8 protein-coding genes are annotated in these 14,364 nt (G+C 68.2%); 1 reads left to right on the top strand and 7 read right to left on the bottom strand.

Annotation, left to right across the window (positions count from 1 at the left end; genetic code table 11):
* Nucleotides 1-71 precede the first annotated feature (71 nt).
* A complete protein-coding gene (locus tag J7J50_RS13610; protein ID WP_215058657.1) occupies nt 72-1,316 on the bottom strand; it encodes a hypothetical protein in 1,245 nt (414 codons plus the stop codon).
* Between the two features lie 465 nt (nt 1,317-1,781).
* Between J7J50_RS13610 and J7J50_RS13605 the strand changes: the two genes are divergently transcribed.
* Nucleotides 1,782-2,078 (top strand): PAAR domain-containing protein, encoded by a 297-nt coding sequence (locus J7J50_RS13605; protein ID WP_215058656.1) that lies wholly within the window; start codon nt 1,782-1,784, stop codon nt 2,076-2,078.
* A gap of 1,015 nt (nt 2,079-3,093) precedes the next feature.
* On the opposite strand, the gene J7J50_RS13600 is transcribed toward J7J50_RS13605, so the two are convergent.
* From J7J50_RS13600 to tssF, 6 genes are all read right to left on the bottom strand, one after another.
* Nucleotides 3,094-5,481 (bottom strand): methyl-accepting chemotaxis protein, encoded by a 2,388-nt coding sequence (locus J7J50_RS13600; RefSeq protein ID WP_215058655.1) that lies wholly within the window; start codon nt 5,479-5,481, stop codon nt 3,094-3,096.
* Nucleotides 5,482-5,523: 42 nt separating this feature from the next.
* On the bottom strand, nt 5,524-6,168 hold the full coding sequence (locus tag J7J50_RS13595) for a peptidoglycan-binding protein (protein ID WP_215058654.1): 645 nt from the start codon (nt 6,166-6,168) through the stop codon (nt 5,524-5,526).
* Between the two features lie 12 nt (nt 6,169-6,180).
* Nucleotides 6,181-8,469: a type VI secretion system tip protein TssI/VgrG gene (tssI, locus tag J7J50_RS13590; protein WP_215058653.1), complete on the bottom strand. Its 2,289-nt coding sequence runs from the start codon at nt 8,467-8,469 to the stop codon at nt 6,181-6,183.
* Nucleotides 8,470-8,594: 125 nt separating this feature from the next.
* Entirely contained in the window at nt 8,595-11,258 is a 2,664-nt protein-coding gene (gene tssH / locus J7J50_RS13585; RefSeq protein ID WP_215058652.1) for a type VI secretion system ATPase TssH, read from the bottom strand.
* Entirely contained in the window at nt 11,249-12,358 is a 1,110-nt protein-coding gene (gene tssG / locus J7J50_RS13580) for a type VI secretion system baseplate subunit TssG (protein WP_215058651.1), read from the bottom strand. Before tssG ends, tssH begins: the two co-directional genes overlap by 10 nt.
* Before the next feature lie 10 nt (nt 12,359-12,368).
* Nucleotides 12,369-14,204, bottom strand: a complete 1,836-nt coding sequence (tssF, locus tag J7J50_RS13575) for a type VI secretion system baseplate subunit TssF (protein WP_215058650.1) — start codon at nt 14,202-14,204, stop codon at nt 12,369-12,371.
* Between the last annotated feature and the right edge of the window lie 160 nt (nt 14,205-14,364).

The raw sequence follows: 14,364 nt of genomic DNA, 5'->3' as shown, positions 1-14,364 counted from the left end.
TGTGGATATCGCCGGCGCACAATTCGATATCCCGTTCGGCCTATTCCCTGTGGCGCGGCCGCGACGCCGTTTCAGCGAATTCGATCGATGTCGGTTTGCGAGGTGGGAGCGGTACGCATCGGGGCGGGCTCGACGTTCCTCGTTCCCGAATGCGCACCGCCCCCGTGACCGGTGTCGGACGCCGTGCCCAGGCGCGAGGGCGGTATCTGCCCGCGCCGCGCCTCCGATTCCAGCAGGGCGAGCGTGAGCAGCGTGGCGTCGTCGGGCGGCGGCGACGCGGGGCTCGCGCGCGGAAAATCGATGGCGATGGTGTTGCCCCTGCGCGGTCCGCGGCGAAGGCCGACGCCGACTTCGAGCAGTTCCGCGATCCGCGCGCCGACGGCCAGGCCCAGCGCGGTATCGCGTTCGTCGATGGCTTGCGCGTGGCGCGACAGCGCGTCGAGGATCGGCGCATCGGCGGCGATATCGAGCCGGTCGCCGTCGTCGCGGATCTGCAGCGCCACGCGTCCGGCGACGGATCGCGCCGCGACCAGCACCCGATGGCGCGCGCGATGGATGGCGCTGCCGACCAGGACATGCACCAGCCGCTCGGCGAGCAGGGCATCGCCGCGCAGGCACAGATCGCCGCTGTGCCAATGCACCTCGACGCCGGCGTCGCGCGCGTCGCGCACGACCATGCCGCGCAAGCGGTCGAACAGCTCCGCCACCGGCAGATCCATCGTCCGCACCGGCACTTCGTGGCGCAGCAGCCGCGAGATCTGTTCGACTTCCTCGATCATGTGGGCCAGATCGCGGACGCAGGCTTCCAGGCCGTGCAGGGCGTCGCGCTGCGCCGGCAGCGCGCCCTGGTTGAGGCTTCCCGCAAACAGGCTGGCCGCGTGCAGGGATTGCCGCATTCGATCGCCGGCGATGGCCAGCATGTCGGCGGAGGGCATCGTGTCCGCCATGGACGGCGATTGCGCGGGCGCCGACGGGTCGCGCGCAGGCCGGAGCCGGTGCGAGGCATCGTAGCCACCGAACAGCAACAGCAGCACCACGATCGCCTGCGCGCCTTGCCGCCAAATGCGCGCTTCACCGGTGTCCGCGCCGTCGGCGTGCGCAAGCCGCGGCGCGCCCTCGATGGCGTCCGGCGAGGCGGCCTGCGCCTGCGACAGGCGAGGGCTCTGGCCGTCGCCGGGCGTCGTGTCGAGCATCGCCACGCGGATCACGCTGACCGCGCACACGACCAGGGCCAGCGCGCCCGCCAGTGCCCAGGCCCTGGCACGCGGGGATCGCCGCCATCGCAGCCACAGGGTCAGCCGCCGATGCGCCGGCATGCGGTGCGCGGCATCCCTGCGCGGCTTTTGTTCGTGGAAGAGGGGAGGAACTGCATTGCGGACCTCCTGGCGATCGCGTTCGTCGCGGCGGCGCACCCCGCGCCGTCGTTGCCGTTATTGGACGCGAATGGCGGCGATGCTTCGATACCTCGTGCGTGCTAGAGCGAGTTGCGTATCCGCATCGTTGCGCCGCCCGCTGTGTTCGCGGATGGAGCGGCCCGGCGCAGGCAGGAAATGATCGTTTGCGGCGCATGGCGCGGTGCGGACAGCGCCGGAAGATCGATATCCGGCATGCGCCGCGGCGGGAAACCCGCGTTCGCTCGACCTTGCCCGGCGCGCGGCGCATTCAGCCGGATGGCTATAGCGAAATGCATATCGCCAAGCCGTCGGCGCGGGCCGAGAATCGGGGCATGAACCGGTGCGCACGCAGCGGGTGTTCACTCCACGACACGGATGGAATCGCTTATGCCTCCCGCTGCCCGACTCGGCGACATGCATGTTTGCCCGATGGTGACGCCGGGAACGCCGCCGGTGCCGCACGTCGGCGGCCCGATCCTGCCGGCCTGCTGCCCGACCGTCCTGGTCGGCGGACAACCGGCGGCCCGGATCGGCGACATGGCGCTGTGCGTCGGCCCGCCCGATGTGATCGCGCAAGGCTCGGCCACCGTCATGATCGGCGGCATGCCGGCGGCGCGTATCGGCGATGCGACCGCGCACGGGGGCAAGATCGTGCAAGGTTTTCCGACGGTGATGATCGGCTAGCGGGTTGTTGATCGGGCTAGAGACGGCGCCTCCACCTACCGTCGCGTTGTTGATCGAATCAGAGGCGGCGCCCTCACATGTCACCATGCCCGCAGACGTGGGAATTCAGGCTGATCGAGCCAGAGACAGCGTCCCCACCTACCGTCATTCCCGCGAACGCGGGAATCCATGCTGATCGAGCCAGAGACTGCGCCTCCACCTACCGTCATTCCCGCGAACGCGGGAATCCAGGGCCTTTCGTGCGAGAACGTTTGAAGTCACTGGATTCCCGCGTTCGCGGGAAAGACGGTCTGGAGAGATGGCGCTGAAGGCTCTGGATTCCCGCGTTCGCGGGAATGACGAACTGGAGAGATCGTCCTGAAGTCTGCGGACGTTCGGCTACCGCGTTATTGATCTAGCCTGAGACAGCGTCCCTACCTACCGTCATTCCCGCGAAGGCGGGAATCCAGGGCCTTTCGTGCGAGAACGCTTGAAGTCACTGGATTCCCGCCTTCGCGGGAATGACGGACTGGAAGGATGGCGCTGTAGGCTCTGGATTCCCGCCTTCGCGGGAATGACGAATTGGGAGGATGGCGCTGAAGGCTTTGGATTCCCGCGTTCGCGGGAATGACGAACTGGAGAGATCGTCCTGAAGTCTGCGGACGTTCGGCTACCGCGTTATTGATCTAGCCAGAGACAGCATCCCCACCTACCGTCATTCCCGCGAACGCGGGAATCCAGGGCCTTTCGTGCGAGAACGTTTGAAGTCGCTGGATTCCCGCCTTCGCGGGAATGACGGACTGGGAGGATGGCGCTGAAGGCTCTGGATTCCCGCCTTCGCGGGAATGACGGATTGGAAGGATGGCGCTGAAGGCTCTGGATTCCCGCCTTCGCGGGAATGACGGACTGGAAGGATGGCGCTGAAGGCTCTGGATTCCCGCATCCGCAGGAATGACGGTCTGGAGAGATGGCGCTGAAGTCTCTGGATTCCCACTTTCGCGAGAAACGACGAACACGGGGAACAGTGGGTCGAGCCTCAGAAAGGCAGCGATGGCGCCGCCGCCGCAGCCGGCGGCGCGGCGGCCGGTTGATTGCGCGCCGCGATAGCCTCGGCTTCCGTCTCCACCGTTACCCGCCCGGCCTGTTGAATTTCGCCCGCAGCGACCGGCTTGGCCTTGCCGTCGCGAACGCGCGACGCGGAAATCGGACCGCTGCCGGTCGGCGCCGGGGGCGGCGGGGTCGTGCCGGGCTCGTCTTCGCCCTTGGCCGCTTTCATGATGTCGTCCGGAGCGCCGCCGACGGCATCGGCCAGATCGTTGCCTTGCCCGACCTTGTCGCCCGCCAGCCGCTGCACATCGCTCAAGCTGCTGACCGATGCGTCCGGATTCGCGAGCTGCCCGGCTTTATCCGTGATATCGCGCTGCTGACGGCCGATCTCGTCCTCCGCGCGCTGGCTGCCGGCGGCGATGTCATTGCCGGCGTCGCGGACGTCGTTCTTGGTGTCCCTGACGCTGCGCGCGATCTGCCCGGCCTGGCGGATCTTCTCGTCGACCGGATTCCAGACCATGCCGGCGACCTGATCGCCGATGCCGAAGATCTTCAGCACCAGATTGAACACCGGGAAGGTCAGGTTGCGCATCAGCAGCGCGGCCAGCATCGGCAGGCGGCCGAGATACGCTTCCATGGTCAGGCAGGACCTGCCCGCGCAATCGGCCTGCGCGGCGGCCAGTTCCTTGTGCAGATCCTCGGCGAGGAATTCGATCAGCGCGTCGATGTAATGGCCGTTGTCGCGAATGAAGCCGCGAACCAGGTCGGCGGCCTTGTTTTCCAGCGCCGACACGCCGGGCAGGCCGCCGCTGGCGAGGCTGCCGTGGCTCAGGCCGTCGACCAGATCCGTGCCGCGTTTTTTCATGTCCGCCCCGTCGTTGCCGCCGGGCGCGGAGCCCTTGCCGAAGATCCACGCCCAGATCAGATCGACGATCTTGCCCGCGACCGCGTCGTGGGTGGCGGCCAGGATCAGCGCCGGATCGGGCAGGCCCAGGCGCCCATGCAGATGGCTGTAGACCTTGGGCAGCAACACCATGGCGATGTCGGCGATGACGCCGACGCCGGTCTGCATGAAACCCGGCAGCGGCTTGCCCGCGCCCAGCAAGGCTTCGCCGAGCGCCTGCGCCATCAGCGGAGCGAGCGCCGGCAGCGGCGGCTGCGCTTGCGGCTTGCCGTTCAAGGCAGCGATCGCGGCGCTCAATGCGGCGGCGCTGCCTTCGGGCAGGTTGGCCTGCTCGGATTCGGCGGTGGCCAGCCAGCCGGTGATGTCGCCGGCCTGTTCGCGCGCGCCTTCGCGCGCCTCGCGAATGGCTTTCTGCACATCGCCCAGGCCGCCGGCCGCATCATCGACCGGCGCGCTGCCGCCGATCAGCGGCAGGCCGCGCAGGCTGCGTTGCGCGTTTTCCAGCGTCTGTTCGACGCCGCTGGCGGCGCCGACCGGTTCGCCCTGTTTTTCGCCGAGCAGGAACCAGATATCGAAGCCGGGCTTGCGCTCCTGCGCGATCGCCTGGATCGAATAGTCGTGACAGGCCTTGATGATGTCCCACTCGTAGGCCTGCCGCGAGGCGCGGTACATCGCCTGATAGGCGTCCTGCACCTTGAACAGCCATTCGGGAATCTTCGCGACGACCTCGGGAATGCCGGAGCCGCCGGCAAGGCTGCTCAGGCCTGGAATCGACGGCAGCCCGAGCCCGCCGCCGGCCGCGGGCTGCAGCGCGGTCTTGCAGGTTTCGTGCAGCGTCGCCCAGGCTTCGGCCAGTTTTACGCCAGCCGCATGCACTTCGGGATAACCGGGCGCTTCGACGTTGACCGGATCGGCGGCGGCGCGGATCGCGTCCAGCACCGGGTCGATCGCTTCCGGACCGCTCGACGCCTGCGCCTTGCCGCCGAGCAGGGAACCTGCGGTGTCGAGCATCGCGCCGGCCGCGCCCTTGCTCGCCTTGGCCTGCTCCAGCACGCGCTGCGCGGCGCGCGCGAAGGAATAGATCAGCACGTCCTCGCGGATCAGCGCGTCGCGCATGGCGACGCCATGGGCGGCGGACTCGCCGGGAAAGCGGTCGGCATGATCGTCGTGGGCGAAGCTCAGGTGCACGAACTGCAGCGGCTTGCGCGCATCGAAGGGCACGTGCGAACCGGGCTTGGCCTGGGTTCCCGGATCGGAGCCGACCGGTTCGGGCTGCGCGGCGATGCTGGCCGCCTTGGCCAGACGCGGGTCGAGCGCTTCGCCGGCGATGTAATGCGCGCTCGCCGATGCGCCGCCGCCCGATTGGCCGCTCAGCCCTCCGGCGACCGCATCGATCGCGTCGCCGACGACGTTGTCGGTCAGGGTGTCGGTGACGCCTTTGGCGGCATTGCCGGCGTTGCTGATGATTCCCATGGCGGTCTCCGTTCCGGTGCCGCGCGCTGCGCCGGCCGATAGCTAGACATGCAAGGCGTCGAGCCTGGCGCGGGTGTCGTCGTCGGCCTCGCCGGATTCGGCCAAGCCCTGCGCGCGTTGGAAGCGCAGCAGGGCGTCGCGCGTGGCATCGCCGATATCGCCGTCCTCGCCGCCGCAGTCGAAGCCGAGATTGTTCAAACGATGTTGCAGGCCGCTGGCCAGTCCGGGCGGGTCCAGCAATCCGATCTCGACGCTGTAGCTTTCGCTGCCGTCGCCGAAGCTCAGCGCGGCGGCGCGCGTTTCGCCCGGGATCGGCTGATCGATCTTGCCGTCGCCGTCGGTCTTGCCGTGGATCACCTGATCGCCGAACACCAGCGTGAACGCCTCGTTGCGGCGCGGCTCGCCGCTGTCGAGCATCTGCAGCTTCAGCCGCGTCGGCTCGCCACGGCGCTTGAACCGGTGGCGGGCATCGGCCGGCTTGGCGATCTGCTTGTCGCCTTTTTGCGGAAGGAACAGCACATCGCCCTCGACCAGTTGGTTCGGGTTCTTGCGCTTGGCCTTGAGCTTGGCGTTGTTGCCGTGCTCCCACAGCGTCCGCCACAGAAAGCCGCGCTCCTTCGCGATCGAGGCCAGGCTCTCGCCCTTGCTGATCACGTGCTGCTCGCCCGCGGAAGGATCGCTAGCCATGGTCGGTCTCCGTCATTCCCAGGCGTCCTTGTCGAGATCCGGGAAGCCGATCTGGCAATCGCCCGGATCGATGTTGGCGACTTTCAGCAGCCCCTTTTCGTCGGTGGTGCCGCCGCTGATCGAGCCGTCGGGCAGGGTGATCTGCACGCGTTCGCCGGCGACCGGCCTGCCGGATTCATCGACCAGCTCGACTTCGATCCAGTGGGTCTTGTCTTTGTTTTCGTCCGAATCGGGATCGTAATTGGACCGGTCCGGCGGCTTGCCCGGGCGTTTGTCGCCGAGCGGCGAGGCTTCCGGCTTCTGCCCGGGCTTGGCGTTGGCCGCGGCCGTCGCCGCGGTCACCGCCAGCGGCGGCACCAGCGAGGCGGCCGATCCGGACGCGGGCGCGCCGCCGCTGTTGACCAGCACCATGGCGCCGACGATGGCGACGCCGGCCGGCGAAATGGTGACGTGGTTGCCGCCGACCTTGAGCGTGAGCATGACGCCGGCCTCGATCACCACGTTGGCGCCGGCGTTGAGGTAGTAATTCGTGGCGACCTGCTCGCTGTGGCTTTGGAACGATTCGCCGACCGCGCCGTCCACTTTCAGCGACTTCGATCCGGCGATCCTGATCGCCTGCTTGCCTTTCAGGCTGAGGTGGTCGTCGCCCTCGATTTCGCCGATGCGGTCCTTCTTGACGAAGCTGTGATGGCTGCGATGGGTTTCTTCCAGGCGATCGCGCTTCACCACCAGGCTGCGGTCGTTCTCCACCCATTCGCGGCGGTCCTTGCCCACGCGCACGTCCATGTCCTTCTGTGCGTGCAGGAACAATTGTTCTTCGCCTTTCTTGTCCTCGAAGCGGACTTCGTTGAAACCCTCGCCGCCCTTGCTGGAGTAGGTCTTGAACGTGGACTTGGTCGCTTCCGCCGGCAGGGCGTAGGGCGGCATGTTCTCGCCGTTGTACAGGCAGCCGACCACGATCGGCTGATCCGGATCGCCTTCCAGGAAATCGACCAGCACCTCCATGCCGATGCGCGGGACGAACATCGCGCCCCATTGCTTGCCGGCCCACATCTGCGCCACGCGCAGCCAGCACGAGCTTTTGTCGTCGGCGGTCGGCGTGCGGTCCCAGCGGAACTTCACCTTGACCCGGCCGTATTTGTCCGTGTGGATCTCTTCGCCCGGCGGGCCCACCACCACCGCGGTCTGCGGCCCGCGCAGATGCGCCTTGCGCGTCGCCAGCGGCGCGCGGTACTGCACGCGGTGCGGGATCATGGAAAACCGGTTGTCGTATCCGCTGTCCTGGTCGCTGCCCAGATTGTTGCGGCCGCGGTGCTCCACCGCGACGACCAGATAGTCCTCGTTGAGCGCGTCCTCCGGATGCCGCTCCAGCCCGAACACATGCCCGGGCATCAGGGTGCGCACGTCGCTGGTGGCATCGAGCAGGTCCTGATCGGCTTCCTCCGATTCGATCATCACCCGCGCCAGGCCTTCGCCGAGGGCGCGATCGGTGTACCCGCCGGGATGCACGAAGCGTTCGTAGTTGCTGTTGTCGCCGATATGCACCAGCGAATCGACGCTGATCTCCAGGTCGGTGCTGGGGCGTTCGAAATCATAGTCGCGCAGCACCACGCGCCCGGTATGGATGCGCTCGCGGCGCTTGAGCGCGGTGACGCAGTCCGATGCCTCGGCCATGGCCAGATCGTGGAACGGCAGCGCGTCGGGTTCCAGCCGCGGGTTGTGGTCGCGGTTGTCGGTGAGGACCAGGGTTTCGCTTTCCGGCTCGTGGCGGAAGAAGTAGTAGATGCCGGCGCGCTCCAGCAGCCGCGAGATGAAGGCGAAATTGGTTTCCCGGTACTGCGCGCAATAGGTCAGCGGCGGGTGTTCGCCGGACAGGCGCAGCTCGTAGTCGGTGAACTGGAACTGCTTGAACACCTCCTCGACGATGTCCGGGATCGACTTGTCCTGGAAGATGCGCGAGTCCTCGTGCTGCAGCATGAACCACAGCCACGGCACCAGATCGCATTCGTAGGCGTAGAACTCGCCCTCGGCGCCTTCCGGCGCCGGCGTGGCGCCGACGCGGGAGAAGCGCGACATCAGGCCGGTGAAATGGCGCTCGCCGTCCATGGTTTCGATGCACAGGGTCGAGCGCTTGCCGATCACGTCCTCGGGCTGGATATCGTCGCGGTCGGAAATCAGGTCCAGGCTGAATTCGAACGGACGCGACAGCGCCTCGCGTCCCTGAACCCCGCGCACCAGCAGCGCGTCCTCGCCGAGCGGGCAGCGCAGCAGAAACATCCGGTGTTGTGTCGACAAGGGCATGCCAGGGCGCTCCGGGGGATGCCGCTATGCTGGTCGGCGCGCGGGCGCGCGACCAGTGGCAAGACGGCTTAGGCCATGCGTCATAGCGCGGCGGCTCGGGATTGCGTGTTCATCGCGGCGGCCGCTCATTCCAGGGTGTAGGCGAACCGCCCGTGCGCGTCGATGCCGGCATGGATGCGGCTGAAGCCGGCGCTGCGGCTCATCCGCGTCAACACTTCGGCGGCGACTTCCGGCAGCAGGCTGCCGGTGAGGATGTTGTCGATATTGCGCGCGCCGGAATCGACCTCGGTGCAACGCGCGGCCACCGCGTCCACCAGGGCGTCGTCGTAGTCGAAGCGCGCGCCGTGGTTGGCCTGGATGCGGCGGGCGATCTTGCCCAGCTTCAGGCGCACGATCTTGCGCATGTTGGCGTCGTCCAGCGGATAGAACGGAATCACCGTGGTGCGGCCGAGGAAGGCCGGCTTGAAGACGCGGTTAAGTTCGGGTTTGAGCAGCTCGTTGAGGCGTTCGACCGAGGGCAGGCCGCCGTCGGGCAGGGCATCGGCGCCGCGGCAGGCCTGCATGACCAGATCGGTGCCGGCGTTGGAAGTGAGGATGATGACGGTGTTGCGGAAATCGATCTCGCGGCCTTCGCCGTCCTCCATGCGGCCTTTGTCGAACACCTGGAAGAACAGTTCCAGCACGTCGGGATGGGCCTTCTCGATTTCGTCCAGCAACACCACCGAGTAGGGCCGCCGGCGCACCGCCTCGGTCAGCACGCCGCCTTCGCCGTAGCCGACATAGCCCGGCGGCGAGCCCTTGAGGCTGGAAACGGTGTGCGCCTCCTGGTACTCGCTCATGTTGATGGTGATCATGCTGCGCTCGCCGCCGTACAGCATCTCGGCCAGGGCGATCGCGGTTTCGGTCTTGCCGACGCCGGAGGTGCCGACCAGCAGGAACACGCCCTTGGGCTTGTTCGGGTCTTCCAGGTTCGCGCGCGAGGTGCGCACGCGCTGGGCGATGGCTTCGAGCGCGTGGCCCTGGCCGATCACGCGCTGTTCGAGATGCTCGCGCAGATTGAGCACGGTCTGGATTTCGTCGGCGACCATGCGCCCGACCGGAATGCCGGTCCAGCCGGCGATGATCTGCGCCACCGCGGTGGCGTCGACCACCGGCAGCACCATCGGCGCTTCGCCCTGCAGTCCGCGCAGCTCGGCGCGCAAGGCCTCCAGTTCCGCGACCGCCGCGGCGCGCGCGGCGGCGTCCGTGTCCGCCGCTTCGGCCGCGTCGAGCCGGTCGTGAATCTTCGCGACGAGGTCTTTTTCGCCCTGCCAGCGACCGTCGAGCGCTTCCAGCCGCTGCTGCAGCGCGGCGTGTTCCTCGGCCAGCTCGGCCAGGCGGACGAGGTGATCGCCGCCGCCGGCGGTTTCGCGTTCCAGTTGCGCGCGCTCGGTGGCGATCTCCTCCATGCGCCGGCGCGTGTCTTCGACCTGGGCCGGCGTCGCGCTCTGGCCGATCGCGATCTTGGCGCAGGCGGTGTCCAGCACACTGACCGCCTTGTCCGGAAGCTGGCGGCCGGCGATGTAGCGCGAGGACAGCTTGACCGCGTCGCGCACCGCTTCGTCGAGGATGCGCACGCGATGGTGCGCGGCCATCGCCCGGGCGACGCCGCGCAGCATCGCCACCGCCTTGTCGTCCTCGGGTTCGTCCACCTTGACGACCTGGAAGCGGCGGGTCAGCGCCGGGTCTTTCTCGAAGTATTTCTTGTACTCGCTCCAGGTCGTCGCCGCGATCGTGCGCATCTCGCCGCGCGCCAGCGCCGGCTTGAGCAGATTGGCGGCGTCGTTCTGGCCGGCGGCGCCGCCGGCGCCGATCAGGGTGTGGGCCTCGTCGATGAACACGATGATCGGCTTCGGGCTGGATTTCACTTCTTCGATCACGCCTTTCAGGCGATTTTCGAACTCGCCCTTGACGCTCGCTCCGGCCTGCAGCAGGCCCAGATCCAGCGACAACAGTTCCACGTTGCGCAGCGGCGGCGGCACGTCGCCGGCGGCGATGCGCGCGGCCAGGCCTTCGACGACCGCGGTCTTGCCGACGCCGGCTTCGCCGGTGAGGATGGGATTGTTCTGGCGCCGCCGCATCAGCACGTCGATCATCAGGCGGATCTCGCCGTCGCGGCCGAGCACCGGATCGAGCTTGCCGTCGCGCGCGCGCTGGGTGAGGTTCTGGCAATACTGGTCGAGATTGGGCGTGGCGCTGGGCCGGCCGCCGGCCGTCGCGGTATCGGCCGAAGCCGGCGCGCCGCCGGTGTCGCCCAGTGCGCGCGCGTCGCGCGCTTCCACCGAAGCCTCGACCAGCGCATGGAAATTCTGCAGCAGCGTCTCCAGGTTGATGGGCGCCAGCACGGCCGCGACACCGCCCAGCAGGCGGCGCAATTCGGCGTCGGCCAGCAGCGCCACCAGCAGATGGCCGCTGCGCACGCGCGCCTCGCCGAATTCGATCGAGGCCCAGGCCCAGCCGCGTTCGAGCAACAGCGGAATATGCGCCGACAGGGCCGGCGTGCGCTGATTGCCGGACTTCAATCCGTCCAGCGCCTGCGCCAGCGCTTGCTCGACGCGCTCGGGCGCGATGTCGAACTGGCGCAGAATCCGCCGCAGATCGCTGTTGTCGACTTCCAGCAGCTTGAGCAGCACGTGCTCGATCTCGACATCGTAGTGAGTGCGCGACAGGCACAGGCCGGCGGCGCTTTCGACCGCGCCGCGGCAGGTGGTATTGAGGCGTCCCACCAGGGAACGCAGGTTCAGCGCCATGACTGGCCTCCCATTGCGGAAAAGTGGAATTCGCATTCGTCGGCCGGCGCCGCGCCGCGGCGTCCGGCCAGCCAGGTGTTCCAGCCCAGTTGCGGGCGATCGGCGCCGCGTTCGCCCAGCGCCAGCGGCGGAACTTCGTCCGCGCGCAGCGACAGCTCGATGCGCAAGTCCAGCGCCAGACCGGTGAGGAAACGCGCCAGCTCGACCACGTCGGACAGCAACTCGCCGCGCGGCAGCAAGCGGCGGAAACCCGCGCGGTCCAGCGGGCCGATGCGCAAGCGCAAGGTGGTCTGGCGATCCCAGAAGCGATCGCCCAACAGACAGCCGCCGCCCAGCGCCGATGTCGCGCCGCCCAGGCGCGTGCGGTCGGTAGCCGGCACCCGCTGCCAGGTGCCCAGGCAGCCTTCGACCGCGACCGGCGCGCCGACCACCTCGCCGACCACCTGCGACAGGGCGCCGGCGCCGTGCGGGCGTTGCGAGATCAGTCCGGCGAAATACGAGGTGGCCGCGCCGGGCAGGCGCGGCTGCGAGGGTGCGTTGTTCGCCGACGGTTGCGCTCGCGCCTGCACGCGCGCCTGCAGCGCCGGCGTGCCCAGGCCGATCAGGTGATGGACGTAGTGCAGCGGCGAATTGCGGAAGCCGAATTCCAGGCCGATGTCGGCGCGATACTTGCCCCACGCGCGCCAGAACAGGGTGATCAGGCGATGATTGAACAGGTCGAGAAAATCCTGCGCGGCGCGGTCGCGCTGCGCGCCGCGCGCGATCAGCCATTCGGTGTAGTGGCGCGGCAGCACGCCGGACGGTCCGGTGAGGCCGAGAAAATGCACGCGCATGCGCCAGCCGCCGGCGTTGTCGGCTTCCAGCGCGGCCAGTTCGGCCGGAGGGAAATTCAACGAGGCCGGAGTGAGGAAGCGCAGGGGCCCGGGCCGCGCCGCGCTGCCGCGGGCGTCGAAGTCGTGTGCGCGGTAGATCAGCCGCACGGCCTGGAAGAATCCGAACGCCTGCGGATCGTTGCGCAGTCTCTCGATCGGCGCGACCGGCGTCTCCACGCCCGCGGTGGAGGCGATCGGGGGCGGCGGCAGGGACACGGTGTCGGCCATGGCGCGGCGGTCACACCAGCGGCAGCGCGCCGGCGCGCGGCGCGAACCCGGCCAGCAGGCCTTCGCGCTGCTGCGAGCGCACGCTCAGGCGGGTGTAGGAGTTGGAGGTGCAATACAGCCCGAAGAACACGTCCAGCACGCGCGCCAGCAGGTACACGCCGCCGCCGACGTACTGGCTCTCGTCGAAGGTCAGCTCGACGTCGGTGCCGCGCACGAAGGCCTGCCGCGGCGCGCGGCCGATGCGCGTCACCGAAGGCCGGCTGTCGACTTCGACGATGCCGGCGATCTGTTTGCGCAGGCTGGCCGAGTCGGCGTAGTTGTACAGGCTGAGGATTTCCAGCAGCGCTTCGCGGCCGCCGCCGACGATCGACAGATGATTCAAGGCCAGGTGCGAGATCAGCCGCCACTGATTGGCCATGCGCATCGGCGCGCGCCAGGTGGCGGTGGGTTTCTTCAGCAGGCGCGCTTGCGCGATCACGCCGCCTTGTTCGACCTGCAACAGGCTTTCTTCGCCGCCGAACGGCAGTTGCGAGGGCAGGTCGCGGTTGGTGCAGGTCAGCGACAAGGACAGGGTTTCCACCGCCGGCACATGCGGATTCATGTCGCGGTCCACCAGGGCGATGCTCATCTCGCTGCCGTCGTCGTTCGGCCGCGACGAGGGATGGCGCTGGGCGTACCAATGGCATCCCTCGAAGCCATCGTGCAGGCCGTGGCGGATCGAATAGAACGGTACGAAATCCACGACGTTGGCCTGGTCGGCGGTGCGGCTGAACTTGCGCACCGAATCGACCGAATACACTTCCAGCCCCTGCGGGCGGCGCACGTCTGGAATCACCGGGTATTCGTGGCGTTGCTGGCTCAGGCGGATCGGCTCGGCCTGCTGCTTGAACAGGTTGACGATCGGCGTGCAGTTGAGACGGAAGGTGTCCGCGTTCACTGCCTGCTCCAGCCGCGGCAGGCGTTCCTGGCGACCGAAGGGCTGGATCTCGAACACCAGCTCGACCTCGTCTTCGAACCGCGAGAAGTCCAGGCCGTCGAGTTCGAAGAACAGGAACTTCTCCGGCAGCACGAAATATTCCTGGATCAATCGATAGCCGAGGAAGGAGCGCGCGTCGTAGTCGAGCAGGCCCTCGTCTTCGTCGAAGCCGACCGCGCGCAGGGCTTCGCGTGGCAGTTGCAGCGGCGGCGTCTGCGGCGAGCCTTTCGGCGCGCGCAGCGCGATCGCGGCGGTGGCGTTCAGCAGGATTTCGTACAGGGCGTGCGCCACCGGGCTTTCGCCGTCCAGGTAGAAGCGCAGCTTGCGCACGTCGAGCTGCGACAGCGGCGTTTGCCCTTCCGCCTGCAGCCTGAGCCGCAGCGTCGCCACGCTGCCGGGGCGTTGCAGCGCGAACGCCGAACGCTCGGCGGATTCCAGCCGGGCGTCGGCCACGCGCAGCGGCCAGATATCGACCGGATAGGCGGTGCGATAACGCACCGGCACGCCGTTCACCGGCCGGCTGAGCAGGGCGGTGCCGCGCGGGACGTGCTGCATCGCGGTGAGTTCGGCGCCGGCGCTGGGGCGCAGTTGGGCGATCGACATCGACGGCACCGGCCGCAGGAAGTGCGGGTACAGCACCGACAGCAGCGCCTCGGTGATCTGCGGGAATTCGTCGTCGAGCTTCTTGTGGATGCGCGCGGTGAGGAAAGCGAACGATTCGATCATCCGCTCGACGTGCGGGTCCTCGCAGACATCGCCTTCGAGCATCAGCCGCGCGGCGATCTTGGGATAACGCCCCGCGAACTCCTTCGAGAGCCGGCGCAGGTACGTCAGTTCGTTCTCGTAGTAAGGCAGCAGCTCATCGAGCATGGCGGGACGCGCGCTTCCGCGATCAGGCGGATCGTGCGATTGGGGGACAGGCGCTCAGGCTAGGAGCGTCCGCCGCCAGGGGCCATTTGCCGAACGGACTATGCCTTACGGCGCCGCGCGGATCGGCCGCGTCCGGGCGGGGCGACCGGGCCGCGTGTGC

Source organism: Lysobacter sp. ISL-50, assembly GCF_018612875.1.
Taxonomy (GTDB): domain Bacteria; phylum Pseudomonadota; class Gammaproteobacteria; order Xanthomonadales; family Xanthomonadaceae; genus Lysobacter.
This window is presented reverse-complemented; position numbering and strand designations above follow the sequence as displayed.